This is a genomic window from Pseudomonas sp. AG1028 (genome assembly GCF_007993955.1).
Taxonomy (GTDB): domain Bacteria; phylum Pseudomonadota; class Gammaproteobacteria; order Pseudomonadales; family Pseudomonadaceae; genus Aquipseudomonas; species Aquipseudomonas straminea.
Genome location: NZ_VIVP01000013.1, coordinates 65,230 through 89,992, shown reverse-complemented (window position 1 = coordinate 89,992; position 24,763 = coordinate 65,230). Strand labels below are relative to the sequence as shown.

Genomic DNA, 24,763 nt, shown 5'->3' with positions numbered 1-24,763 from the left:
ATTTATTGTTGTTGGGCAACGAAGAGCTCAAAGCAGAGCTGACGATAGAAGCACACCGCATATCAGGCAAATTCATATTTCGCTCAACTGCATACCAAAATTGTTATGCAGCTAATCGACAGTACTTACGCTCGGGCGCACACTCGCTCCCATAACGACAACAACGAGCACCACCATGGATATCGGAATTGCCCGCCATCTGAAGATCCCGCAACTGCGGCTGATCGCCGCCATCGCCGAGCACGGCCAGCTTGGCCTGGCCGCCGACGAGCTGATCGTCACCCAGCCGGCAGCCTCGCGCATGCTCGCCGACATCGAACACACCCTTGGCGCGCGGCTGTTCGAGCGCCACGCCAAGGGCATGGTGCCAACGCTGATCGGCCGAGCCCTGGCCCGTCGCGCACACAACATGCTGGTGGAGCTGCGCGACCTGGCCCAGGATGTTGAAGAGCTCAAACGCGGTGAAGGCGGCATGACCACGGTCGGCGCGGTGACCGGTGCAGCGGTGGGTTTCGTGATCCCGGCGATTCGCCAGCTCAAGGCCATCTCGCCGCGCGCCGACGTGCACGTCAACGTCGCCGCCAGTGACGAGCTGGTGCATGACCTGGCCAGCGGCAAGAACGACTTCGTGCTGGCCCGCCTGCCCCGCGGCGTCAACCCGGCGGATTTCGAGATCTACCCGGCGCGCACCGAAACCCTCAAGCTGATCGTGCGCCAGGATCACCCGCTGGCCAACGTCGACCAGGTGACGCTGCGCGACCTGTCGCCCTACGAATGGGTCATGCAGAGCCACCGCGCGCCGATCCGCGAGGCGATGGAAACCGCCTTTCTCAGCGCCGGCGCCCCGCTGCCGACCAACATCACCAACACCACTTCGCTCCTGGCGATGATTGCCATCCTGGTGTCGTCATCGGCCATCGCGCCGCTGGCCAGCGAAGTGCCGGACCTGCTGCTCGGCGATCAGGTCGGCGCCAAACTCAAGGTGCTGCCGCTGAACATGACTATCGAGATGTCGCCCTACTACCTGCTGCTGGTCAAAGGTCGCGAGCTGTCGCCGGTGGCCAACCGTCTGCGCCGGCTGGTCACTGCCGCGCTGAACAAGGCGCATTGAGCTAGGGTCTGTTGCCGTTTCAACGCGAGCCGCGTTGTCGCGAGAAATCTCGCCAGGCCGGGCGGCGATCCGCTAGGCGGAGGACGCAGGGAATGGACTAGCCGTCCGCGTTTTCCCTTGCCAAGTCCTCCAACGACGCATGGCGAGATTTCCCGCACAACCCTTAGGGCCGGGCCCGTTTTGTCGCGATGCGGCGTTTCTCGCCGGCTCATTTAGCTAGCTAAACTTCGCGGCTCGTGCCTTGCCTCGCGACAAAACGGGCTCCGGCGCAGCCGTGCGTGAAACGGCAACAGACCCTAGGCAGCTTGCCCTATTGGCGATGCAGATCGGCCTGCCCGAACAGCTCGACCAGCCAATCGACGAACACCCGCACCCGCCGCGACAGCTGGCGATGCGGTGGGTACAGAGCCGCCAACTCAATCGGCGCGGGCAGGTACTCGGGCAGCACCTCGAGCAGCGTGCCGGCGCGCAATTGCTCGCGCACGTGGTACAGCGGCGCTTGGATGATGCCCATACCAGCCTCACAGGCGGCCACGTAGCCTTCCGAGCTGCTGATCGCCATATAGCCGGGCATCTGCAGTTCCCGACGCTCGCCGGCCACCATGAAATCGAAGGGAAAATGCCGGCCAGTCAGCGGCGACACATAGTTGACCGCCTGATGCTTACTTAACAGTTCGTCCAAGTCCCGCGGCAAGCCATGCCGCTCGATATAGGCGCTGCTTGCACAGGTAACCTGCGGCAACCGCGCCAGCGGCCGAGCGACCAGGCTGACATCATGCACAGCACCGGCGCGCACCACGCAGTCGATGCCCTCACGGACCAGATCGACCGGCCTGTCACTTGCGCCAATCTGCAGCTCGATACGCGGGTAGCGCGCAAAGAACGCGGGTAACGAAGGTATCACCACGCGGTGGCTGATCGAGGCCGGCAGATCAACGCACAAACGACCTTGCGGGTTGGCGCGGGCATCGGAGAACAGCGACTCGGCGTCGTCAATATCCGCCAGCACGGTCAGGCAGCGCTCGTAGTAGGCGCTGCCATCGAGCGTAGGGCTGACATGTCGGGTGGTACGCTGCAGCAGCTGCGCGCCCAGGTGCTTCTCAAGCTGTTTGATCAGTTGCGTCACCGAAGCCCGGGGTAGCCCCAGGCTGTCGGCCGCCTTGCCAAAACCGCCGAGTTCGACGATGCGCGTGAAAACCTGCATGGCAAGCAAGCGATCCATAACTGATTATTTTCCAAAACCGAATAGTGCATGCATTTTTAGCCAGTTTATCTGCAAACCTGCAACAACCAAACTCTTGGCTCCACTCATTTACAGGAGCTGAAGATGAAAACCCGCCAACTGGGCCACAACGGCCCTCAGGTTTCAGCCATTGGTCTGGGCTGCATGGGCATGAGCGACTTCTACACGGCCGACCGTGACGACCGTGAGTCCATCGCCACCATTCACCATGCCCTCGAGCGCGGCCTGAACTTCCTCGACACCGCCGATATGTACGGCCCGCACACCAACGAACAGCTACTGGGCCGCGCCCTGGCCGGCCGTCGCCAGCAGGCCTTCGTGGCCAGCAAGTTCGGCATCCTTCGCGACGCCAAAGACCCGCACAAGCGTGGCGTCAGCGGTCATCCCGATTATGTGCGCCAATCCATCGAGGGCAGCCTGAAACGCCTGGGCACGGATTATTTGGATCTGTACTACCAGCATCGCATCGATCCCGCTGTCCCCATCGAAGAGACTGTCGGTGCGCTTGCCGAGCTGGTCGCTCAGGGCAAAATCCGCCATATCGGCCTCAGCGAAGTGGCACCGGCCACCCTGCGTCGCGCCCACGCGGTACACCCCATCACAGCAGTACAAACCGAGTATTCGCTGTGGACCCGCGACCCCGAAGAAAACGGCGTGCTGGCAACCTGCCGGGAACTGGGCATCGCCTTCGTGCCTTACAGTCCACTTGGCCGAGGCTTCTTGACCGGTGCGCTGCAGAGCCCTGACGATTTTGAGGCCGATGATTTCCGTCGCCACAATCCGCGCTTTCAGGGCGAGAACTTCGCCAGAAACCTGCAACTGGTTGCCAAGGTGCAGAGCATGGCTGCCGACAAGGGCATCAGCGCTGCACAACTGGCGCTCGCCTGGGTATTGGCTAAGGGCGAGGACATTGTGCCGATCCCCGGCACCAAGCGCCGCCGCTATCTGGATGAAAATCTGGCGGCGCTGGAGATCGAGTTGAGCATGAATGAGGTGGCGGCGCTGGACGATATCTTTCCTGCTAAGGCCGTCGCCGGTGAACGCTACACGCCAGGGTCAATGCAGACGCTGAACCTCTGAAACGAAAACGGCCTGCGCAAGGCAGGCCGTTTCGGGTAACGCGGTTGGCTTACTTCAGCGCAGCCAGGGCCGCGTCATAGTTTGGCTCGTCAGCGATTTCGCCGACCAGCTCACTGTGCAGCACCTTGTCGTTCTCATCGAGCACCACCACGGCGCGGGCTGCCACGCCAGTCAGCGGGCCGGAGCTCAGAGCTACGCCGTAGTCCTTGAGGAACTCGGCGCCGCGCATGGTCGACAGATTCTGGACGTTTTCCAGGCCTTCGGCACCGCAGAAGCGCGCCTGGGCGAACGGCAGGTCGGCCGAGATGCACAGCACCGCAGTGTTCTCCAGCTTGCTGGCCTCGGCGTTGAACTTGCGTACCGAGGTGGCGCAGGTCGGGGTGTCGACGCTTGGAAAAATGTTCAGCACTTTGCGCTTGCCCGCCAGGCTGCTCAGGCTGACGTCAGCCAGGCCAGCGCCAACCAGGGTGAATGCCGGCGCTTGCTGACCGACTTGCGGCAACTGGCCAGCGACTTCAACCGGGTTACCGCGCAGGGTTACTTGTGCCATGAAACGATCCTTCTCTTGATGGTTGGAAACACGCAGGAGCGGTCATCCTACGCCAGTAACAGCGGCCCGCAAACGCTTATCTTGGCGCCGTGAGCCGCCGGCTACCGGCCTAGAAATCGCGCTTGTAGAACAGGTCAAGAGAGCTGGCCAGGCCGCTGGCAGCCTCCAGATACAGGCGTCGCGTCAGCGCGTAACGCAGCGCCACGGTGTTGACCGGCTCGAACACGCCGACGCCGTAACGCAGGCTCAAGCGCTCGGACAAGTTGCCACTGGCCACCACGCTGGTGCTGCGGCCGCTTCCGTCGGTGTCCAGTTGGAAGTCCTGAATGCCCAGGCTCTCGGCGACCGAGCCGGTGACCCCGGAACTGCCGGCCACGCCGAGAGCCAATGCCGCCTGGGCAAGCATGTTGTTGTCCTCGCTGCCGCTCGACAGCGGGCGCCCTAGCACCAGATAGGACAGCGCCTGTTCCTGGCTCATGGCCGGCTCGGAGAACACCTCGGTGCGTGGCTGATCTGCGCTGCCGGTCAGGCGCAGTCCGGCCACCACGCCGTCGACCTTGCGAATCGCTTCAATATCCAGGAACGGCTGGTCGATAGGCCCAGCGAACAGCAGACGCGCACGTCGGATGGTCAGACGCTGACCGTAGCCGCGGAAGTTGCCCTTGTTGAGGTTCAGCTCGCCGCGGGTATCGAGGTCATCGCCGATGTGCACCCGTCCGACCAGTTCGGCGTTGAGTCCGAAACCGCTGAAGGTCAGCTTGTCACTGCCGACGTCCACGTCGATGTCCATGCTGATCGCCACCGGCTGCTTTTCCCGGGTTTCGTCGCCAACGATCACAGCATCATCCGAGACTTTCACCGTGGACGGCGGCAGCTCGCGTACGACGATCTTGCCGCGGGGAATTGATACTTTGCCGCTGACCGACAGCTGATCATCGGCCAGGCGCACCTGCATATCCGGCGCCACTTCCAGATTGGCGTACGGCTCGACATTCACCGGCAGGCGATTGCCCTGCACGTTCAGGCTGCCGCTGAGCGGGCCGCCCCAGGCCAGCGCTCCGTTGAGCGTGCCCTGGCCCTGCTCGCCACTGCGCCAGCCGCCGTTGAGCTGCAGGCTTTCACCAGCGATCAGCACGCGCACCTGCAGATCCTCGAAGCTGGTCGGCAGCTCGCCGCCGGACACTTCGCCATTGCTGAGCGCCAACTGGCCGTTGACCAGGGGCTTGAGCAGATCGCCAGACAGCGTGCCGCTGCCATTCAGTTGCCCAGTCAGGCGCTCGACCATGGGCACGAACGGCCGCGCGATGGCCAGGTCGAGACCGCTCAAGCGGAACTGGCCGGACAGCGGCTTGTTATCCGGCCGCGGGTCCAACTGCGCCTGCACCGACAGCTCGCCGATGCGCGGGCCACGCAGGCTCAGCTCGCTGTCGATGCGCTGAGGCCGCAGCTCGCTGCTCAGGCGCAGGCTGTCGTAGGTGAAGTCGACCCACTGTTCGTTGTCGCGCACCCGCCAGGTACCGCTGCCGGCATCCACCACCACGCGGCCATTGGGGCCGGCCGCTGGCAGATCCAGATGCACGTCGGCATCGAGGGTGCCCTGCCAGGCGAAATCCTTCGGAAACCACGGCGACAGGCTATCGAGCGGGAAGTCAGCCAGGCGATAACGGATCTTCGGCTCCGGCTGCAGGCGCTGGTTCTCGCCGCACAGGCTGGCCCCACCGGACCGCAGGCAATGGGCACCAAGGTCGATCTCGCCACTGGCCAGCCGCACCAGGGAGGCCGGTGCCTGCAAGCGCCAGTCCTGCCCGCCGGCCTGGATCTCGATGCGGCTCAGGCGTCCCCGCCAGTCACCCTTGTCCAGGGTGCCGTCCAGCGCCAGGCTGGTTTGCAGCTGCGGCCCCTGCAGGCTCAGGTCCATCTGCTGCTGGCGCTGGTTGCCGGCGCCATTGACCGTCAGGTTCCCAAACTGGCTATCGCCACTGGCGATGCCCTGCCCACGCAGTTGCAGCTTGGCCTGGCCGTTGTCATCCAGGGTGGCGTCCAGACCCAGTTGCCTCAGGCGGGTTTCCTCGAAGGCCAAGGACTGACCGCTCAAGGTGAAAGTGCCTTGTGGCGCTTGCAGACTGCCAGCCAGATCCAGGCGACCGCTAGCCTGACCTTGCAAACCGGGCCACAACTGGCCGAGACGGTTGAGAGCGATCCGTAACTGGCCCTGCAGGCGCTGATCCAGCTGGCCGCTGCCATCAATGCGGTTGTCACCCAGGCGCAGGCTGAGCGTACTCACATCCCAGCGCTCGCCAGCGCCAGCTAGCTGGGTTTGCAATTGCGCCGGCTGGCCCCGCAGGCGTCCCTGCAAGTCCAGATCGCCGGTTAACTCCAGGCGCCCGCCGAGCAACTGGCCTTTGCTGCGAATCGGCCCGGCGATACGCCCGGGCAGCTCGGCGACCCAGTAGGCGGGGTCGAAGTCGCTGACCTGCAATTGCGCATTCCAGCGGATCGCCTCGGCAAAACCCACAGTGAGCTGGCCCTCGATCTTGCCCTGCCCGGCGCGCACCTGTAACTGCGGCAGATGGATCTGCTGCAGGTCGCCGCTCAATGGCGTCTGCACTTCGAAGGCGCCGGCCGGGCCATCCAGTGCCGCGGACAGGTTGCCGAGGTAATTGCCATTGTCGTAGGCCAGATCACCGGTCAGCGTCTTCAGGGTCACTGGGGGTGCATCGTCCATGGGATAGAGGCGCTGCCAGGGGAAGTTTTCCCAATCGATGTGGGTATCGGCGCTGAAGCCGTCCTGCCAGTCGAGGCGTCCGTTGACGGCTAAGCGTTCGCCTGGACCGGCTGACAGGCTCAAATTCTCGATATCCGCACCCTTGGCGTCGACACGGCCGTCCAGCGACAGAGCCACCACGGCGCCATCGGCAGGCAGCAAGCCAACACCGTGAAACTGGTAGCCTTCCTGCAGGTTGCCACCGGCCCGCAGCGCCACACCCTTGAGGCGCAGGGTCTCGGGCAACGAATCGACAGCCTTGAAATCGTCGGCGCTGAAGGAGAGCCGCGCCGGAATGTGCTCGGCCAGTGGCTGCACCTCGCCGCTCAGGCGGCCCGCCAGATAGCCGGAGCTGTCGATCATCAGCGCCAGGCCCTGGCGTAGCTCACCTTCTATCTCTAGCGCCAGGTTCCAGGGCTTGTCGCCGGGTGCCGGCAGCACAGCGCTACCCTTGAGCTTCAACGGCCATTCACCGCTGGGTTGCACGTGGCCCTGCAGGTCGACGACCAGCTCGTCGCGCTGCACATGCAGACGACGGATATTCAGCCCTTCGCTGACCCAATCCGCGGCGAGTTCGAGGCCTTGCAGCTGATCGGCGCCATTGAGCTGCAGGCTGCCGAGCCACACCTCGCCGACCTCGAGCGCCAGCGGCAGGTTCAGTTGCGGCAGGCTGAAAGGCTCGTCGCTTGGCGGCGCCTCGCTGGGCGCGAAATTCAGCTCGATGCGTTCGCTGCGCAGCGTGTTGATGCACAGCGTCAGGCGCAGCAGGCATGACGGCGACCAGTCGAATTGCGCCTGGCGGACCAGTACCTGATCGTCGCCCTGCTGCCAGCGCACTTGCTCGGCCGTCCAGTGCCCGCCCAGGCGCCCCTGAAATCCGTCGACCGCAAGGCCAGGCACCTGGCCAAGCGTAAAGCGGCTGCCGGCGGCTGTGCCCAGCATCCAGACAAGTACTACTACGAGCAGTGCGAGCAGTCCGGCCAGGCTCAAGCCGGTGTAGTTCAGCGCACGCCTCACAGTTCCGGCCCCATGGAAAAGTGCAGGCGCACGCCGCCTTCGTCATCCAGCGGATGGGCCAGATCCAGGCGCAGTGGCCCGACCGGCGACACCCAGCGCACGCCGATGCCCACGGCGCTTTTCAGCGATGGCATCTGCAGGGAATTGAAGGCGTTACCGGTGTCGTAGAAGGTCGCCACGCGCCACTTGTCGAGGATGCTGTACTGATACTCGGCGCTGGCCGCGACCATATAGCGCCCGCCGATGCGGTCGCCATCGCTGTTCTCCGGCGACAGGCTCTGGTAGTCGTAGCCGCGCACGCTCTGATCGCCACCAGCGAAGAAACGCAGCGACGGCGGCACCGAGGAGTTGAAGCCCTTGGATTCGGTGCCGCCGAATTGTGCCCGGGCGAGAAAACGATGGTTCTGCCAGAGCGTGGTCAGGCCCTTGACCAGCACATTGCCGTGCACCACATCGGAGTCGGAGAGCAGCCCCTCCTTGGCCACCGAGGCATCGAACTGCAGGCGATAGCCGTTGTTGGGGTCGATGCGGCTATCGCTGTGCAGGTACGAATAACTGATACCCGGCATCAACAACGTACTGAGGCCCGAGTCGTCGCCGAGGCGATACTCCTCGCGCTGCCACTTCAGGGAGATCACCCGCTGCCAGCCACTGTCGAGCTTGCTGTGCCATTCCGGGCCGACGGTCAGCAGGCGGCTGAGGCTGTCGGTATTGGCCAGTTCTTCATACTGGTAACCGCCGGCCAGACGCAGCTTGTCGGTCATCGGCGGATTGCCGGGAATGTCGTACCACAGGCCGACATTCTGCCGCGGCGCCGACAGCTCCATTTCCGCGCCGTAACTGTGGCCCTGCGGGTTGGCCCAGTGGCGCTCCCACTGGATGCGACCGCGCGGGCCAACGTCGGTGGAAAAACCCAGGCCCAGCCCCATGGTGCGCGGCAGGCGAGTCTGCAGATGGACCTTGACCGGAATCACCTGCTGCTCGGCTACCGTGGGACTGGCATCGACGCGCACCGACTCGAAGTAACCACTGGAGCGCAGCGCCTCATACAGCTCGGCGATCCGCTCGGAGTCGTAGGGCGTGTCTGCCGGGAACGGCACCATGCGCTGCAGCAGTTCGTCATCGAAGGGCATGTCGCCATCGAAACTGACCTGGCCCAGGGTGTAGCGCGGGCCGCTGTCGTAGACCAGCTCGATGTCGGCCACCCCAGCCTGGGGATTGATGCGCAGGCTCTGCTGGGTGAAGCGCCCGCGAAAGAAGCCGTAACGCGATGCCTGATTCTGGATATGCCGTTTGGCGGCCTCATATCGGCCGTGATTGAGCCGCGCCCCCGGTTTGAGCTCGGCGTCCTTCGGTAGCTGGAAGGCGCGCATTTGCGAAGCAGGGCCATCGACACGCACGGTGACGTTGCCGAGGCGCACCGGCTCGCCGGGCACGACGCGCACATTGAGGCGCGGCGGCGTCTGCTCGATCACTTCAGTGCTGATCTGCGCCTGGTAGTAGCCCAGCGCCTGGGCGGCTTTTTCGGCCTGGCCCTCGACCACCCGACGCAGACGCTGCAGAGCTTCAGCATCACGTTCGCCCAGGTTGCCGATATAACCTTCGACGTTACTCTTCAGGGCATTGTTGGCCGGCTGCACGCTGACCACCAGGCGAGCATCCTCGGCGAGCAACGTGGCACTGAACAGCATGAGCGCGCATCCCGCGCCGAGGGTCGAAAGTACTCTCATGGCGGCGATGCTATCACGGCGAACGCACCATTTTTATGCCTGTACGTATCGAAACGATTTCCCGCTGCGCTGGCCGCCTGGCGACGCGATCAGCTAGCATCGCGGTTTTACCGCCAGCTACGCTCAGGATCGCCGACATGAAACTCGTTTCCTTCAACATCAATGGCTTGCGCGCCCGCCCGCATCAACTCGCGGCACTGATCGAGAAGCACCAGCCGGATGTGATCGGCCTGCAGGAAACCAAGGTCAGCGACGACCAGTTCCCCGAGGCGGAGATTCGGGCCCTGGGCTACCACGTGCACTACCACGGCCAGAAGGGTCATTACGGCGTGGCGTTGCTGTCGCGCCAGGCACCGCTGGACATCGCCAAGGGTTTTCCGGACGACGACGAAGACTCGCAGCGCCGCTTCATCTACGGCACCTATGCCGATGCCAACGGCAACCCTGTGACCGTGATGAATGGCTACTTTCCCCAGGGCGAAAGCCGTGACCACCCCACCAAGTTTCCCGCCAAGCAGCGCTTCTACGCCGACCTGCAGACGCTGCTGAGCAGCTGCTTCGCCCACGATCAGCCGCTGATCGTCATGGGCGACATCAATATCTCCCCCGAGGATTGCGACATCGGCATCGGCGAGGTGAACCGCAAGCGCTGGCTGAAAACCGGTAAATGCAGCTTCCTGCCTGAAGAGCGCGAGTGGCTGGCGACCCTGAAGAACTGGGGCTTGGTCGACAGCTTCCGCCAATTGCATCCCGGGGTGGATGACCGTTTCAGCTGGTTCGACTACCGAAGCCGCGGTTTCGAGGACGAACCCAAGCGTGGCCTGCGCATCGACGTGATCCTCGCCTCACGTGCCCTGCAGGACCGCCTCAAGGACGCAGGTATCGACTACGAACTGCGCGGCATGGAAAAGCCCTCCGATCACGCGCCGATCTGGCTGCACCTGGGCTGACCCTTCGTCATCGTGTAGTCATTTTTCTGTCTTATCGTCGCAGCACTTCCGCCATCCCTTGCAAGGTGATTGCCGCATGCTGCGCGCCTCAACCCGTTGTGACCACGAGACCTGGAGCCGAACGGCGACCTTTCTGCTGCTCGGTTTCGTCTTCTACCTGAGTCCCTGGACAGCCTTCGCCGCACTTCCCGTTCCGCCCGGCAATCAGCCCGTGCTGCGCATCCAGGGCTCCAACACCATTGGCGCCAAGCTCGGCCCGGCGCTGGTCAGAGGCCTGCTGCAGGAACAGGGTTTCAATGACATACGCACCAGCGCCACCCAGGAAAACGAGCAGACGGTCAGCGCGCTGAACGCGGCCGGTCGCAAGGTCAGCGTGACCATCGCCGCCCACGGCTCAAGCACAGGCTTCACCGCCCTCGGCCAGGGCAACGCCGAGCTTGCCGCCTCCTCACGCCCCATCAAGGACAGTGAAAATGCCAGCCTGGCTTCGCTGGGCAACATGAAGAGCCGAGACGCCGAGCAGGTCATCGCCATCGACGGCCTGGCTATCGTGCTGCACCCCAAAAATCCCATCGCTGCCTTGAGCACCCTGCAACTGGCGCAAATCTTCTCCGGTGAGATCAGCGACTGGTCACAACTGGGCGGCCGCCCCGGCGCCATCGACCTGTATGCCCGTGACGACAACTCCGGCACCTTCGACACCTTCAAGGAACTGGTGCTGAGCGCCAACGGCAAGCAGCTTTCAGCCAAGGCCAAGCGTTTCGAGTCCAGCGAACAGCTTTCCGACTCGGTGGTGGGTGATATCAACGGCATCGGCTTTATCGGCCTGCCCTATGTGCGCAATGCCAAGGCGGTGGCTATCGCTGCCGGCGACTCGCAGCCAATGGCGCCCAGCGTGACGTTGATCGCTACCGAGGACTACCCGCTGTCGCGCCGACTGTTCATCTACGCGCCACCCAAACGCAGCAATCCATGGGCCGAGGCACTGCTCAAGTTCGCGCAAAGCCCTCACGGTCAGGCCATCGTCGCCCAGAACGGTTTTATCGCCCAGAGCATCGAGCCGGTGAAGATCCCAACCACCGCGGACATGCCGCCGGCCTATCAGGAGCTGGCCCGCAACGCCCAGCGTCTGTCGGTCAACTTCCGCTTTCAGGAAGGCAGCGCCAGCCTGGACAACAAAGCGCAGCAGGACCTGTACCGCGTGCTCGACTACCTGCGCGAGCACGACAAGCTGCAGGACAAAGTGGTGCTGGTCGGCTTTGGCGACCCCAAGGCCTTGCCCGCAAGGGCCGAGCTGCTCTCCAAATTGCGCGCCATGGCGGTACGCCGCGAGCTGGTTCGCGAAGGCGTGGTGATGCGCGAAGTCACCGGCCTGGGTGACGAGCTGCCGGTTGCCGACAACGAGGGCGACAGCGGCAGGCTGAAGAATCGCCGCGTGGAAGTCTGGGTCTACTGACCCTTTCGAGGCGCGGCTAAAACTTGCTCGGCCGCGTGATCCGGCCTAGCCTCTAAAGCAAGTGACGCCGGGCCCCTCTGGCGATGAGCTGCTCTCATCGTGATGTCGGAGTCACCAAGTTGAATCTCAACTTAGGCATCGACAGGGAGGGCCCATGACAGCTCTACATGCCTTTATGCTCACGCCGTTTCTCGGCACCCCGTACTACTTCTGGCTGGCCTTCGTGGTCATCGTCATCGCTCTGCTGGTCTTCGACCTGGGCGTTCTGCACCGCGACCAACACGAAATCGAAATGCGCGAGAGCCTGCTGCTCTACTCGGGCTATTTCAGCGTGGGCGTGGCCTTTGGCGGCTGGGTCTGGTGGGAGCTTGGCGCCACCAAGGCGCTGGAGTTCTACACGGGCTTTCTGGTCGAACAGTCGCTGTCGATGGACAACGTGTTCGTCATGGCGATGATCCTCGGCTTCTTCGGCATTCCCCGCAAATACCAGCACCGCGTGCTGTTCTGGGGCATTCTCGGCGTGGTGCTGCTGCGGGCGATCATGATCGGCCTGGGAACCGCCCTGGTGCAGCAATTCGACTGGATCCTCTACCTATTCGGCGCCTTCCTGCTGTTCACCGGCATCAAGATGCTGTTCAGCAAAGACCATGACGAGCATCCGGATCTGTCGCAAAACAAGCTGCTCATCTTTCTACGCAAACACATCCGTATGACCGACGATATGCACGGCGGCAAATTTCTGGTGCGGCAGAGAGATCCGGTCAGCGGCAAGATGCTGCTGTTCGCCACGCCGCTGCTGCTCGCTCTAGTACTGATTGAGCTGGCCGATCTGGTGTTCGCGGTGGACAGCGTGCCAGCGGTGTTCGCCATCACCCAGGATCCGTTCATCGTCTACACCTCGAACATCTTCGCCATTCTCGGCCTGCGCGCGCTGTACTTCGCCCTGGCCGCGCTGATGCATCGCTTCGTATACCTGAAGTACGCGCTGGCCATCGTGCTGATGTTCATCGGCTGCAAGATTTTCCTGCACGGTTTCATCAAGGTTCCCGCTTTGCTTTCGCTCGGCGTTACCATGGGCGTGCTGTTCGGCGGCGTCATCCTGTCGCTGCTGAAAACCCGAAACAAGCGACCTGCCGAGACGACGTGAACGAACAAGAGGTGCAGCTTGAGCGACTGGAAAAGCCCGGCGGCGTGCGCTGGTGTGTGCGCCTGGGCAAACGCACGCTGATGTTCGACGATGAAGGCGCCGCTCGCGCCATCGCGGCCCAACTGCACATGCGTCTGAACGGCAAACGGCTGAGCCTGGTGCCCGACACCGGCAAGGAGCCGGGCAGCTAGATCATCAGGTTTTTTGCTGATACTTGCCCAGCTCGTATTTGCCGATGGCCGCACGGTGCACCTCGTCCGGGCCATCGGCCAGACGCAGGGTACGCTGCATGGCGTACCAGTAGGCCAGCGGAAAATCACCACTGACCCCTGCCCCGCCATGGATCTGAATGGCGCGATCGATCACCTTCAACGCTACATTCGGCGCTACCACTTTGATCTGCGCGATCTCGCTGGCTGCCACCTTGTTGCCGACGGTATCCATCATGTACGCCGCGTTGAGGGTCAGCAGGCGCGCCATATTGATCTCCATGCGCGACTCGGCGATGAGATCGATATTGCCGCCCAGCCGGGCCAGCGGCTTACCAAAGGCGGTGCGCTCGAGCGCGCGCTCGCACATCAGTTTCAGGGCCCGCTCGGCCATGCCGATGGAGCGCATGCAATGGTGAATGCGACCCGGCCCGAGGCGGCCCTGGGCAATCTCGAAGCCGCGCCCCTCACCGAGTAGCACGTTGCTGTACGGCACGCGCACGTCCTCGAACAGCACTTCGGCGTGACCATGGGGCGCATCGTCATAGCCGAACACCGGCAGCGGGCGCAGCACCTTCACGCCGGGCGTGTCCATGGGCACCAGAATCATCGAATGCTGTTGGTGCCGTGGGCCATCGGGGTTGCTCAGGCCCATGAAGATCATGATCTTGCAGCGCGGATCGCAGGCGCCCGAGGTCCACCACTTGCGGCCATTGATCACCCATTGATCGCCATCACGCACGGCGGTGGCCTGCATGTTGGTGGCGTCCGATGAGGCAACACCCGGTTCGGTCATCGCGAAGGCCGAACGGATATCGCCATTGAGTAGCGGCTCGAGCCACTGGCGTTTCTGCTCTTCGCTGCCGTAACGCACCAGCACTTCCATGTTGCCGGTGTCGGGGGCCGCACAGTTGAACGGCTCAGGGCCGATCAGCGAGCTGCCCATGATCTCGGCCAGCGGCGCGTATTCGGTATTGGTGAGCCCCGCGCCCAGCTCGGAATCGGGCAGGAACAAGTTCCACAGCCCCTCTCCTCTGGCGCGATCCTTGAGCTGTTCCATGATCGCAGTCGGCTGCCAGCGATCACCCTGGGCGACCTGGCGCTCGAACTCGGCCTCGGCCGGATAGACATGTTCCTGCATGAACGCGGTAACCCGCTCGCGCAGTTGCTGAACCTTGGGGGAATAGGCGAAATCCACGGCGCACCTCGGCTGCGTTTCTGTGTGCCAGGGATGCTAGTGGACGGCGAGTCATAAATCGACGCTATTTTCGGCATGTATTAACATTCATCACCGATATAAGATCGGCGCACAAGAACAACTCTGGAGTCGCTCAGGCATGAACCTGAACAAGGTCGATCTCAATCTTTTCGTGGTCTTCGACGCCATCTACACCGAAGCCAATCTCACCCGAGCCGGGCAGATCGTCGGCATCACCCAACCCGCGGTGTCCAACGCCCTCGCCCGCCTGCGCGAGACCTTCAACGACCCGCTGTTCGTGCGCACCGCGCAAGGCATGGTGCCCACGCCCATGGCGCAGAACATCATCACCCCGGTGCGCAACGCCTTGCAGCAGCTGCGCATCTCGGTGCAGGAAAGCCGCACCTTCAACCCGGCACAGGCTACCAAGAGTTTTCGCATCAGCATGACCGACCTGACCGAGGCGGTGGTGTTGCCGCCGCTGTTCCAGCGCCTACGTCGCCAGGCACCGAGCGTGACCATCGAAAGCATGCTGGTGAAACGTCGTGAGACCACCAAGGAGCTGGCCGCCGGCCGCCTGGACTTCGCCGTGGATGCGCCGCTGAACATCGACCCGCAAGTACGTCACGTCAAATTGATGGAAGACCGCTACGTCTGCGCCATGCGCCATGGGCATCCGCTGGCCAAGGAGAAGCTCAGCCTGGAAGCCTACCTGTCACTGACCCACATTCAGATCTCCAGCCGCCGCAGTGGGCTGGGCTATGTCGACCTGGCGCTGGGCAAGATGGGCATTCAGCGGCGTATTGCGTTGCGTTCGCAGCACTATCTGATGGCCTGCCGGGTGATGCGCGATACCGACATGGCGATCACCGTGCCGGAACGTTTCGCTCGCGACAACGACCTGCACTTCAGTGAATTGCCAGTGGCAGGCATCCCCTCGCTGGAGACCCACCTGTACTGGCATGAAAGTACCGATCAGGATCCCGCCAACCGCTGGATGCGCGAACAGATCATCGAGATCTGCCAGCGCATCACCGCCGAGGATCGCAAAGCGTCGGCCGGCGCCTGAGGTCGACTGAGGAAAGATCAGCTGGAATAGTCCAGCACCGTCCAAACCCGCGTCAGGCCCTCGCCGATAACGCAGTTCGACGCGCTCAGTTGCTTGTTGTCGTGCAGGGTCATGCGGGTAGTGACGCCATCGGCGGCGTCCTGGCGTTCGACCAACCACTGCAGCTTGCCGCAATTGGGTGTGTCGATCACATAGCTCGCCGCAACCGGCGCCTGCTTGCTGTCGAGCTTGATGGCATCGACCACCACGCCATGTTCCTCGACCCGCTTGCCATCGGAAACCAGTACCGCCCAGGCCTGATCGTCTTCGATGACCAGGTAATTGGCATTGACCTTCGGTTGCTCGACCTGGGGCTGTACGCAGCCGGTCAGTGTTACCAACAGCACAATTGTCATGAGTATCTGGTGCATTACAGGGAGTCCTCGGCATTGATCAGCGGCGCCTTACAGGGCCACCAGACAGGGGAGTCAGCAAGCGTCGGGGCTCACTATCACCGAATACTGTTTATTTGTACAGTACTTTTGAATTACCCTAGCAGCCGTCATCACACGATCGCCGACCCGGATATTTTCCGGCGAACTCAGGCCTAAGCGGGAGCCTAACGATGCTGGACGTATTGCAACTCAAACACACGGTCAACCGGATGCCGCTGGACAAGGTGCGCCTCATCGTTGAGGAACTGCACTTGGAAGGAATCGTTACCGAAGGTAAAACGCCCTTCAATCGTCTGCACTTCAACACCTGCTTCGCCGAGATCGAAGCGTTGCTGCAGCGCGCCGGCTATCACCGCCAGCTCGACGTGGTGGGTTATCAGGGGCTGGCCTATGCGATGTTCGACCCGAATCGCTGGGAGGCCGTCGAGGTGCTGCACTGGCTGAGGGATTACGTTGAAGAAGCCAGGGCCTGCCCTGCCTCCTGATGAAGCAGCGATGGGCGCCGGCGCTCGCTAATGGTTCGATACAGGCCGGTGCCTGGTCATATTGCGCCGGCATCGACTGCGTCTTGGTACCTTGGCGCGATGCTTGCTTTGACGAGAACCACATAGCCTGGCAGCCCTTAGATGGGAAGCTGGGTAACGCACACGGCATCTGCCAGACCACCTTCCCCCATCGGGTGTTCTGGTAGATGCCGTTTTTATTTGTACCGCACTTTTTTACGGGCAAAGAAAAACCCGGCCTGAGCCGGGTTTTTCATGATGCCTGAGCCTATTACTTGGCTTGGGCTTCTACTTCAGCTTCAACGCGACGGTTGATGGCACGGCCTTCTTCGGTAGCGTTGTCAGCAACCGGGCGGGACTCGCCGTAACCAACCGAGTTGACGCGGTCAGCGCCTACGCCGTACTGATTGACCAGCACTTCACGAACAGCGTTTGCACGACGCTCGGACAGCTTCTGGTTGTAAGCGTCAGTACCGACGGAGTCAGTGTGACCTTCAACAGTGGTGGTGGTCTGCGGGTACTGGTTCATGAAGTCAGCCAGGTTCTTGATGTCACCGTAGCTTTCTTGCTTGACAGCAGCTTTGTCGAAATCGAATTTCACGTCCAGTTCGACGCGAACGACTTGCGGAGCTTCTTCAACGACCGGAGCCGGAGCCGGGGTCGGCTCTGGAGCCGGCTCAGTTACCTGAGCGACCTGACGGGTGCTGCCACCGAAGTTCAGACCGACACCAACGCCGGCTTGCCACTCGGTGTCACCTTTGTCGATGTTGTACAGCGCTTCGACGCCTGCACGGGCATAGAACATTTCGGTGAAGTAGTACTTGGCACCGCCACCAACGATGGCCAGAGTCGAAGTGTCACGACCGCCTTTGTTGGCGTCGCCGATGCTCTGATGGCCAACGCCGCCGGAAACGTAAGGACGCAGACCTACACCCGGCTGGCCGAAGTGGTAGAGGGCTTTCAGATCAGTCAGGTTGCCCTTGATGTTCTTGCTGCCAGCAGCGCCTTCGCCACGCAGGTCGTGGTATTCGCCGTAGGACAGTGCCAGCTCGACATCGTCGGTCAGGTAGTAGCCAACGCTTGCGCCGAACTGGTTGCCTTCGTCGTGAGCGAAATCACGCTGGCTGTCGGTGAAGTAGCGGTTGGCAAAGCCTTCCACCTCGACAGCGCCTTGGCCTTGGGCCAGCACGCCCATGGAGGTAGCGGCTACCAAGGAGCCAATGACTACGCCTAAGGTGTTTTTCAGTTTCATCCGTTAAATCCCCATCTATGAGTGATTGATCCGCATGCAGGTAGACATGCGAGTCTGCGGTAAGTTTACTAAAACTCACCTTTGCCAGTTAAAGCTTGCCCCGAACTAACTTTCGGTAATACCTGCAAACTTTTCCCGCAATCGGTCCAACGCTCGCTTGTAACGCATCTTGGTAGCACTGAGTCCCATATGCATGATGTCGGCGATCTCCTGGAACTCGAGTTCTGCGACAAAACGCAGCACCAGAATTTCCCGGTCAATCGGGTTCACATGCACGAGCCAGCGATCCAGTCCGCCTTTGTCCTCTATCTTTGGCGCCTTTTCTTCCGACGCCTCTTCCAGAGGATCCAAACTCAGTGCATCCATCAAACGACGTTTGCGACGCTCCTTGCGGTACTGAGTGATGCATTCGTTGTAAGTAATGCTGTACAGCCAGGTCTTGAACTTCGATTTACCCTCGAAGTTCTTGAGCCCATATAGAACCTTGAGCATCACCTCCTGACAGACATCGTCGGCATCTCGATCGTTCCCTAAATATCGCGCACATACATTGAACAGCGTGCGTTGGTAACGTCGCATCAGTTCTTCGTACGCACGGGTGATATGGAACAGCTCGTCATGGGCACGTGCCACAAGCTCCTCGTCGGAGAGCTCGCGTGGGTCATAGCGCAGTGACGGTGTTTGGGATGCGTTCAAAGCAGATTGGGCCAACGGTCAGGACGAAAGCAGCCAGCGCCTGTCGAGCAGGCCACTGGCTGGGTGCATAGCGTAGCAGAAATGCCTTTCAGCGGCTGCTCACCCGTTGCTCGAGCAATACCCGATTGGCGAGCGAAACCAGCTCGCCGGAGTCCGTCATCACGGTGGTCTTGACCGTGCCGATCTCCTCGATCTGCCCCTGCACGCCGTCCACTTCGATTTCCTGCCCAACCTGGTACAACTCACGTACATAAATGCCGGCCAGAATCTGGCTGGCCAGCCCGCGGCTGCCCAGGCCAAGGGCCAGCGCCACGGCCAGGCCGACGGAAATCAGCACGATGGCGATGACGTTGTTGAGTAGGTCGGTCTTGACCTCCAGCTGGCCGATGGCCACGGAGATGCTGATGATGATCACCAGCCCCTGGGCAAGACGTGCCAGACCATGGGCGTAATCCAGGCCAACGCCTTCGGCGGCGCCGCGTACCAGGCCGCTGAGCAGATGACCCAGCAGCACACCGGCGAGCAGGATCAGAGCTGCGCCAAACACCTTGGGCAGGTACAGCGCCAGCACATCCAGGGTGGCAGAGACCCGTTCCAGGCCCAGCGACTCGGCGGCGGAAACCAGAAACACCAGCAGTACGAACCAGTAGACGATCTTGCCGATCAAGGTGGAGACCGGCACCTGGAAGCCGGCGCGGCCGAGGATCTTGGTCAGCCCGGTACCGGCCATCAGGCGGTCGAGGCCGACTTTGCCTAGCAATTTGGAAAGCAGCGTATCGAGCAGCTTGGCGACGATGAAGCCCAGCAGCACCAGCACCAGCGCCACGAACAGATTGGGAATGAAGCTGGCGACTTTAGTCCACAGCGCCGTCATCGCGGCGACCAGGCTATGAGTCCAGGGATCGAGTTCCATTTTCATTGAGCCTTATCGGAAGAACGAGCAGAAGCACGACGGCGTGATACCGGTGCGACATGGGAAGAGCCATTGTTGAGGGCGATCATCAGGGCGCCGGCCCAGTGCCCCATCAGGCCGAACAGGTCACCCGCGCCCACCTGGCGGTTGGCGGTTTTCAGTACCCGGTTCAGGCAGGCATCGTCGTCTCGCGCAGGCGAGGACGAGGCTTTCAACAAATCACGCAGAGATTCTTCAAATGGATCGTGCATGGCAGACCTCACAGAACGTCTCCGCTAGACGAAGCGCTTGCCGAGTGAGTCACATCACACCCAGCGCAGACGTCGAAACAGCAGCCACTGCCCCACGCCAATCAGCACCATCAGCAAACAGGCGACCAGAAACCCGTAAGGACTCTCGGCGCCAGGAATGCCGCCCACGTTGATACCCAAGAGACCGGTGACGAAGCTCATGGGCAGGAAGATGCAGGTGATGATGCCGAAGCGGAACATGATGTGGTTCATGCGCACGTCCAGCCGGCGGTTCTCGGTTTCCAGCAACAGGCCGATACGCTCGCGGGTCAGCTCCAGTTCCTCGAGATAACGCAGCAGTCGGTTGTTCAGCTCGTTCCAGTACAAGCTGTCTTCGTGGCTCAACCAGGGCAGCTGGCTGCGCGTGAGCTGTGCGTAGATATCACGCTGCGGCGACAGGAATCGGCGCAGGCCCGCGGCGCGGCGGCGGATATGCAGCAGCAGACCGTGATCGGGCAAGGTGCGTTCGTTGCCATCGACCTGCTCTTCCTGCTCATCGACCAGGTCGGATAGCCCGGTCACCAGGTCCTCGATCTTGTCGGTCAGATAATCGCTGAGTTGCAGAATCAGCTCCGAAGGATTTTTCGGTCCCTTGCCCGCCTGCAGGCGCTCGATCAGGTCTTCGGTGGCGCGCAGCGGGCGCAAGCGCAGTGAGATCACCCGCTGCGCACCCGCAGAAATGCGCACCGAAACCATGTCCTCAGGTTCGGCGCCGGGGTTGAGGTTGACGCCACGCAGGAACAGCAACAACTCGTCGTCAGGTAGCGGCAACGCACGCGGCCGCGTGTTTTCCTCGAGCAGCAGGTCGCAGGCGAACTCGCTCAACCCGCTGTCACGGCGCAGCCAGCTCTGGGTCTGCGGGTGGCTGCGATCCCAGTGCAGCCAGAGGCTCTGCCCGTCCTCCAACCGCAAGTCATCGAGTTGCTCGCGGGCCACCGCCTGAGCGCCGCCCTTGCCGTCCAGCACGAAGCCGTGCACCAGGCCCCACTGGGCATTGTCTTCCTCGTACATCCATACCCCTTGCTTGCTGCCAGGCGGCGTATGCCCCTGGTTATTCGCTTTGTAGCGCCTGCGGTGAAACGATGATGCCGTTGTTGTCGGCATACAGGTATTCGCCCGGGCGGAAGGTGACGCCACCGAAGTTGAGCACCACGTTGAGGTCGCCCAGGCCGCGCTTCTCGGTCTTCATCGGGTGGCTTCCGAGTGCCTGCACGCCAAGATTGGTCTGCGCCAGCACGTCGACGTCACGCACGCAGCCGTAGATCACCATGCCTTCCCAACCGTTACTCGCGGCCTTCTCGGCGATCATGTCGCCCAGCAGCGCGCAGCGCAGCGACGCCCCGCCGTCGACCACCAGCACCTTGCCAGCGCCTGGCTGCTCGGCCTGGGACTTGACCAGGGAATTGTCCTCGAAGCATTTGACCGTGACGATCTGCCCGGCGAACGAGTCGCGACCGCCGAAGTTGCTGAACATCGGCTCCACGACGCTGACCAGTTCCGGGTTGGCGTCACACAGATCGGGCGTGCTGTAGTGCATGGCGAAGCTCCTGGTGGGTGTTCGAAGGCTGCAGCATAGCCTTATCCGGTACGCCTCGAACACTCTCGCAGACGCATCCACCTGGCTGCATCAGAGCGTGGCAGCAACCGCCGCCCCACCCTGTTCATCCATCTCATGAGCCGGCATCTGGCGTTCGCCGGCAAGCCAGCGATGCACCAGTGGCCAGACTTCGTCCTGAGCCGGTTTGCTGACCAGCATCTGCACATGATCGTACTCATGGGCAAAACCATGGCCGCGCCCCAGCACCACGAACTCGCGCTCTGGCGAGGCGAACTGCGTGAACAGTTCACGACAGGCGTCAGGCGGGCATTGCACATCCGCGTCGCTGGCCACCGCCAGCAGCGGCACCCTCACCTCCTGCAGCCCTGCCCACCAGTCGCGTTCGGCATCGCCGAAACGACCGAACAGGCGATGCCAGCGCAAGGTTTCCAGGGCAATACCGATCGGCTCGTCCTCCGGCCCGCGCTTGAATCGTGCGCCCGAAAGCACCGGGAAACGCTTGAGCAGCAGACGGGCGATCCATTCAACAGGCGGCACCTTGAGCATCCAGTAGCGGCGACTGACCTCGGCGCCGAACAGCCCGACACTGGCGACACCGGCCTGCGGCAGATAACCGCCGCCCAGCGCCGCCGCCAGGGTCAGGCCGCCCAGGGAATGCCCCAGCCAGTGAATAGGTGCCGGGTTCTGCTCGGCGACGAAGGCGGCGATCGCCGGCAGATCGTAACGGGCGTAATCGGCCACGCAGTTGTCCCGGTAGGCCAGGTTGCGCGGCGACAGACCATGGCCGCGCATCTCGGCGATCCACACATCGAAACCGGCGCGCACCAAATAAGGCCCAAGACCGATACCACCAGCCGAATACCAGAAGCGTCGGTTGGAAAAACTGCCATGCAGCAGGATCACCGGCTCGCCGCGGACTTCTTCCTGCTCAGCCAGCCCGAGACGGGTCAGGGCCAGCTCGACGCTGAAATCCGGACTGTTGCCGGGTTTGAGGCGGTAGACATCTTCACTCAGGTCGCCACGTAGCTCGGCGCTCATCAGCGCTACGGGAAACAACTCACTGCTGCTTTGCATCTTCTTCGCTCTGACACAACAAATTGCCTGCCACAGCAAACTGCGGCAGGCATCAATATTCAAAATCCGGTGAAACGGCTTAAGAGCCTGCTGACACAAAAAAGGGCAGGTAGAACCTGCCCTCGGGTCACCTCAATGCCAATCGATCAGCCCGGCTGACCTTCAGCCAGGAAGAACCAGGTTTCCAATACCGAGTCGGGATTAAGGGACACGCTCTCGATACCCTGCTCCATCAACCAGCGCGCCAGATCCGGGTGGTCCGACGGTCCCTGGCCGCAGATGCCGATGTACTTGCCGGCCTTGTTGCAGGCCTGGATGGCGTTGGACAACAGCTTCTTGACCGCCGGGTTACGCTCGTCGAACAGGTGCGCGACGATGCCGGAATCGCGGTCCAGGCCCAGGGTCAGCTGGGTCAGATCGTTGGACCCGATGGAGAAGCCGTCGAAGTATTCGAGGAATTCTTCGGCGAGGATGGCGTTGGATGGCAGCTCGCACATCATGATGACCTTCAGGCCATCCTGGCCGCGCGCCAGGCCGTTTTCGGCGAGCAGATCGACCACCTGCTTGGCTTCGCCCAGGGTACGCACGAACGGCACCATGATCTCGACGTTGGTCAGGCCCATCTCGTTGCGGACCTTCTTCAGCGCCCGGCACTCGAGCTCGAAGCAGTCACGGAACGATTCGCTGATGTAGCGCGACGCGCCGCGGAAGCCCAGCATCGGGTTTTCCTCTTCCGGCTCGTAGAGCTTGCCGCCGATCAGGTTGGCGTATTCGTTGGACTTGAAGTCGGAAAGGCGCACGATGACCTTCTTCGGCCAGAACGCGGCGGCCAGGGTGCTGATGCCCTCGACCAGCTTCTCGACGTAGAAACCCACCGGGTCGGCGTAGCCGGCGATGCGTTTCTCGACGCTTTCCTGGATTTCCGGCGGCAGGCCGTCCATGTTCAGCAGCGCCTTGGGGTGCACGCCGATCATGCGGTTGATGATGAATTCCAGGCGCGCCAGGCCGATACCGGCGTTGGGCAGCTGTGCGAAATCGAAGGCGCGGTCGGGGTTGCCGACGTTCATCATGATTTTGAACGGCAGCTCGGGCATGGCATCGATGGAGTTCTGACGCACGTCGAAGCCCAGCTCACCTTCGAAGATGAAACCGGTGTCGCCTTCGGCGCACGAAACCGTCACACCCTGGCCGTCACGCAGCGCGTGGGTAGCGTTTCCGCAGCCGACCACGGCCGGAATGCCCAGCTCACGGGCGATGATCGCCGCGTGGCAGGTACGCCCACCGCGGTTGGTGACGATGGCGCTGGCGCGCTTCATCACCGGTTCCCAGTCCGGGTCGGTCATGTCGGAAACCAGCACGTCGCCGGGCTGGACCTTGTCCATCTCCGATACGTCATTGATCACCCGCACCTTGCCGGCGCCGATCTTCTGGCCGATGGCGCGGCCTTCGACCAGCACGGTGCCTTTTTCCTTGAGCAGGTAGCGCTCCATTACGGTGGCGCTAGCGCGGCTCTTCACGGTTTCCGGCCGGGCCTGGACGATGTAAAGCTTGCCGTCGTCGCCGTCCTTGGCCCACTCGATGTCCATCGGGCGGCCATAGTGTTTCTCGATGATCATGGCCTGCTTGGCCAGTTCGCTGACCTCGGCGTCGGTCAGGCAGAAGCGCGCACGGTCGGCGCGGTCGACGTCGACCACCTTCACCGACTTGCCGGCCTTGGCTTCATCGCCGTAGACCATCTTGATCGCCTTGCTGCCCAGATTTCGACGCAGGATCGCCGGGCGCCCGGCTTCCAGGGTCTGCTTGTGCACATAGAATTCGTCCGGGTTTACCGCGCCCTGAACCACGGTTTCACCCAGGCCGTAGGCGCCGGTGATGAACACCACATCGCGGAAGCCCGATTCGGTATCCAGAGTGAACATCACACCGGCGGTGCCGGTTTCCGAACGCACCATGCGCTGCACGCCGGCAGACAGGGCGACCAGCTTGTGGTCGAAACCCTGGTGGACGCGGTAGGCGATGGCGCGGTCGTTGAACAGCGAAGCGAAGACTTCCTTGGCCGCGCGGATGACGTTGTCGACGCCGCGAATGTTCAGGAAGGTTTCCTGCTGGCCGGCAAAGGAGGCATCCGGCAGGTCTTCAGCGGTGGCCGAGGAACGCACGGCCACGGCCATGTTGTCGTTGCCGCCCGCCATGGCGGCGAAGGCGCTGCGAATCTGCTTATCGAGCTCGGCCGGGAATTCGGCGTCCATCACCCACTGGCGAATCTGTGCGCCGGTCTTGGCCAGGGCGTTGACGTCGTCGACATCCAGCGCGTCCAAGGCTTCGTGGATCTGGGCGTTGAGGCCGCTCTGCTCGAGGAAGTCGCGATAGGCCTGGGCCGTGGTGGCGAAACCACCAGGAACCGAAACGCCAGCGCCCGCCAGGTTGCTGATCATCTCGCCGAGGGAGGCGTTCTTGCCCCCTACATGCTCGACGTCGTGATTGCCGAGCTTATCGAGGGAAACTACGTACTCTGCCAA

22 protein-coding genes are annotated in these 24,763 nt (G+C 62.4%); 8 read left to right on the top strand and 14 right to left on the bottom strand.

Annotated elements, in window-relative coordinates:
* The first annotated feature begins 175 nt into the window (after window positions 1-175).
* Window positions 176-1,111: a LysR family transcriptional regulator gene (locus FB481_RS20680; protein ID WP_147177585.1), complete on the top strand. Its 936-nt coding sequence runs from the start codon at window positions 176-178 to the stop codon at window positions 1,109-1,111.
* A 310-nt stretch (window positions 1,112-1,421) separates the two neighbouring features.
* Here the strand turns inward: FB481_RS20680 and FB481_RS20675 are convergent, their stop codons facing one another.
* Window positions 1,422-2,333, bottom strand: coding sequence for a LysR family transcriptional regulator (locus FB481_RS20675; RefSeq protein WP_147177584.1), 912 nt, complete (start codon window positions 2,331-2,333; stop codon window positions 1,422-1,424).
* A 105-nt stretch (window positions 2,334-2,438) separates the two neighbouring features.
* On the opposite strand from FB481_RS20675, the gene FB481_RS20670 reads away from it, so the two are divergent.
* Window positions 2,439-3,434: an aldo/keto reductase gene (locus FB481_RS20670; RefSeq protein ID WP_147177583.1), complete on the top strand. Its 996-nt coding sequence runs from the start codon at window positions 2,439-2,441 to the stop codon at window positions 3,432-3,434.
* A 49-nt stretch (window positions 3,435-3,483) separates the two neighbouring features.
* Here the strand turns inward: FB481_RS20670 and tpx are convergent, their stop codons facing one another.
* From tpx to FB481_RS20655, 3 genes are all read right to left on the bottom strand, one after another.
* Window positions 3,484-3,984, bottom strand: coding sequence for a thiol peroxidase (gene tpx / locus FB481_RS20665; RefSeq protein WP_147177582.1), 501 nt, complete (start codon window positions 3,982-3,984; stop codon window positions 3,484-3,486).
* 109 nt (window positions 3,985-4,093) lie between these two features.
* Window positions 4,094-7,765, bottom strand: coding sequence for a translocation/assembly module TamB domain-containing protein (locus tag FB481_RS20660; protein ID WP_147177581.1), 3,672 nt, complete (start codon window positions 7,763-7,765; stop codon window positions 4,094-4,096).
* Window positions 7,762-9,456, bottom strand: coding sequence for an autotransporter assembly complex family protein (locus FB481_RS20655; protein ID WP_147177580.1), 1,695 nt, complete (start codon window positions 9,454-9,456; stop codon window positions 7,762-7,764). The genes FB481_RS20660 and FB481_RS20655 overlap by 4 nt, the downstream gene beginning before the upstream one ends.
* A gap of 176 nt (window positions 9,457-9,632) precedes the next feature.
* On the opposite strand from FB481_RS20655, the gene xthA reads away from it, so the two are divergent.
* The 4 genes from xthA (at window position 9,633) to FB481_RS20635 (ending at window position 13,239) form a co-directional block, all read left to right on the top strand.
* Window positions 9,633-10,445, top strand: coding sequence for an exodeoxyribonuclease III (gene xthA, locus FB481_RS20650; protein ID WP_147177579.1), 813 nt, complete (start codon window positions 9,633-9,635; stop codon window positions 10,443-10,445).
* Window positions 10,446-10,521: 76 nt separating this feature from the next.
* On the top strand, window positions 10,522-11,901 hold the full coding sequence (locus FB481_RS20645) for a phosphate ABC transporter substrate-binding/OmpA family protein (RefSeq protein ID WP_147177578.1): 1,380 nt from the start codon (window positions 10,522-10,524) through the stop codon (window positions 11,899-11,901).
* Between the two features lie 154 nt (window positions 11,902-12,055).
* Complete coding sequence (locus tag FB481_RS20640) at window positions 12,056-13,048, top strand: TerC family protein (RefSeq protein ID WP_147177577.1); 993 nt, start codon at window positions 12,056-12,058, stop codon at window positions 13,046-13,048.
* Complete coding sequence (locus tag FB481_RS20635; RefSeq protein WP_147177576.1) at window positions 13,045-13,239, top strand: hypothetical protein; 195 nt, start codon at window positions 13,045-13,047, stop codon at window positions 13,237-13,239. Before FB481_RS20640 ends, FB481_RS20635 begins: the two co-directional genes overlap by 4 nt.
* Before the next feature lie 4 nt (window positions 13,240-13,243).
* On the opposite strand, the gene FB481_RS20630 is transcribed toward FB481_RS20635, so the two are convergent.
* Window positions 13,244-14,455, bottom strand: a complete 1,212-nt coding sequence (locus FB481_RS20630; protein WP_147177575.1) for an acyl-CoA dehydrogenase — start codon at window positions 14,453-14,455, stop codon at window positions 13,244-13,246.
* 139 nt (window positions 14,456-14,594) lie between these two features.
* On the opposite strand from FB481_RS20630, the gene FB481_RS20625 reads away from it, so the two are divergent.
* The gene (locus FB481_RS20625) at window positions 14,595-15,524 is read left to right on the top strand and encodes a LysR family transcriptional regulator (protein ID WP_147177574.1); all 930 of its coding nucleotides are present in this window, start codon (window positions 14,595-14,597) and stop codon (window positions 15,522-15,524) included.
* Between the two features lie 17 nt (window positions 15,525-15,541).
* Here FB481_RS20625 and FB481_RS20620 read toward each other — a convergent pair whose 3' ends face one another.
* On the bottom strand, window positions 15,542-15,934 hold the full coding sequence (locus FB481_RS20620) for a hypothetical protein (RefSeq protein WP_027910930.1): 393 nt from the start codon (window positions 15,932-15,934) through the stop codon (window positions 15,542-15,544).
* A 194-nt stretch (window positions 15,935-16,128) separates the two neighbouring features.
* On the opposite strand from FB481_RS20620, the gene FB481_RS20615 reads away from it, so the two are divergent.
* Entirely contained in the window at window positions 16,129-16,443 is a 315-nt protein-coding gene (locus tag FB481_RS20615) for a transcriptional regulator (RefSeq protein WP_147177573.1), read from the top strand.
* Between the two features lie 289 nt (window positions 16,444-16,732).
* On the opposite strand, the gene FB481_RS20610 is transcribed toward FB481_RS20615, so the two are convergent.
* The 8 genes from FB481_RS20610 to ppsA form a co-directional block, all read right to left on the bottom strand.
* Window positions 16,733-17,713, bottom strand: a complete 981-nt coding sequence (locus FB481_RS20610; RefSeq protein ID WP_147177572.1) for an OmpA family protein — start codon at window positions 17,711-17,713, stop codon at window positions 16,733-16,735.
* A gap of 105 nt (window positions 17,714-17,818) precedes the next feature.
* A complete protein-coding gene (gene sigX, locus FB481_RS20605) occupies window positions 17,819-18,409 on the bottom strand; it encodes an RNA polymerase sigma factor SigX (protein WP_093505094.1) in 591 nt (196 codons plus the stop codon).
* A gap of 88 nt (window positions 18,410-18,497) precedes the next feature.
* Window positions 18,498-19,322: a mechanosensitive ion channel domain-containing protein gene (locus tag FB481_RS20600; RefSeq protein WP_093504415.1), complete on the bottom strand. Its 825-nt coding sequence runs from the start codon at window positions 19,320-19,322 to the stop codon at window positions 18,498-18,500.
* A 2-nt stretch (window positions 19,323-19,324) separates the two neighbouring features.
* Window positions 19,325-19,573 (bottom strand): CrfX protein, encoded by a 249-nt coding sequence (locus tag FB481_RS20595; protein ID WP_093504413.1) that lies wholly within the window; start codon window positions 19,571-19,573, stop codon window positions 19,325-19,327.
* 54 nt (window positions 19,574-19,627) lie between these two features.
* On the bottom strand, window positions 19,628-20,623 hold the full coding sequence (locus tag FB481_RS20590) for a zinc transporter ZntB (RefSeq protein ID WP_147177571.1): 996 nt from the start codon (window positions 20,621-20,623) through the stop codon (window positions 19,628-19,630).
* Window positions 20,624-20,663: 40 nt separating this feature from the next.
* Window positions 20,664-21,149 (bottom strand): ribonuclease E activity regulator RraA, encoded by a 486-nt coding sequence (rraA, locus tag FB481_RS20585; RefSeq protein ID WP_147177570.1) that lies wholly within the window; start codon window positions 21,147-21,149, stop codon window positions 20,664-20,666.
* 90 nt (window positions 21,150-21,239) lie between these two features.
* Window positions 21,240-22,244: an alpha/beta fold hydrolase gene (locus FB481_RS20580; protein WP_147177569.1), complete on the bottom strand. Its 1,005-nt coding sequence runs from the start codon at window positions 22,242-22,244 to the stop codon at window positions 21,240-21,242.
* Between the two features lie 146 nt (window positions 22,245-22,390).
* Window positions 22,391-24,763, bottom strand: a complete 2,373-nt coding sequence (ppsA, locus tag FB481_RS20575; protein ID WP_013791628.1) for a phosphoenolpyruvate synthase — start codon at window positions 24,761-24,763, stop codon at window positions 22,391-22,393.

What these genes read in the sequence shown, in the direction of transcription:
- FB481_RS20600 (WP_093504415.1), bottom strand. Translation starts at nt 19,322, where the DNA reads ATGGAACTCGATCCCTGGACTCATAGCCTGGTCGCCGCGATGACGGCG.
- FB481_RS20645 (WP_147177578.1), top strand. Translation starts at nt 10,522, where the DNA reads ATGCTGCGCGCCTCAACCCGTTGTGACCACGAGACCTGGAGCCGAACG.
- FB481_RS20590 (WP_147177571.1), bottom strand. Translation starts at nt 20,623, where the DNA reads ATGTACGAGGAAGACAATGCCCAGTGGGGCCTGGTGCACGGCTTCGTG.
- tpx (WP_147177582.1), bottom strand. Translation starts at nt 3,984, where the DNA reads ATGGCACAAGTAACCCTGCGCGGTAACCCGGTTGAAGTCGCTGGCCAG.
- FB481_RS20610 (WP_147177572.1), bottom strand. Translation starts at nt 17,713, where the DNA reads ATGAAACTGAAAAACACCTTAGGCGTAGTCATTGGCTCCTTGGTAGCC.
- FB481_RS20670 (WP_147177583.1), top strand. Translation starts at nt 2,439, where the DNA reads ATGAAAACCCGCCAACTGGGCCACAACGGCCCTCAGGTTTCAGCCATT.
- FB481_RS20680 (WP_147177585.1), top strand. Translation starts at nt 176, where the DNA reads ATGGATATCGGAATTGCCCGCCATCTGAAGATCCCGCAACTGCGGCTG.
- FB481_RS20620 (WP_027910930.1), bottom strand. Translation starts at nt 15,934, where the DNA reads ATGCACCAGATACTCATGACAATTGTGCTGTTGGTAACACTGACCGGC.
- FB481_RS20640 (WP_147177577.1), top strand. Translation starts at nt 12,056, where the DNA reads ATGACAGCTCTACATGCCTTTATGCTCACGCCGTTTCTCGGCACCCCG.
- FB481_RS20595 (WP_093504413.1), bottom strand. Translation starts at nt 19,573, where the DNA reads ATGCACGATCCATTTGAAGAATCTCTGCGTGATTTGTTGAAAGCCTCG.
- FB481_RS20625 (WP_147177574.1), top strand. Translation starts at nt 14,595, where the DNA reads ATGAACCTGAACAAGGTCGATCTCAATCTTTTCGTGGTCTTCGACGCC.
- FB481_RS20675 (WP_147177584.1), bottom strand. Translation starts at nt 2,333, where the DNA reads ATGGATCGCTTGCTTGCCATGCAGGTTTTCACGCGCATCGTCGAACTC.
- FB481_RS20655 (WP_147177580.1), bottom strand. Translation starts at nt 9,456, where the DNA reads ATGCTGTTCAGTGCCACGTTGCTCGCCGAGGATGCTCGCCTGGTGGTC.
- xthA (WP_147177579.1), top strand. Translation starts at nt 9,633, where the DNA reads ATGAAACTCGTTTCCTTCAACATCAATGGCTTGCGCGCCCGCCCGCAT.
- FB481_RS20580 (WP_147177569.1), bottom strand. Translation starts at nt 22,244, where the DNA reads ATGCAAAGCAGCAGTGAGTTGTTTCCCGTAGCGCTGATGAGCGCCGAG.
- FB481_RS20615 (WP_147177573.1), top strand. Translation starts at nt 16,129, where the DNA reads ATGCTGGACGTATTGCAACTCAAACACACGGTCAACCGGATGCCGCTG.
- rraA (WP_147177570.1), bottom strand. Translation starts at nt 21,149, where the DNA reads ATGCACTACAGCACGCCCGATCTGTGTGACGCCAACCCGGAACTGGTC.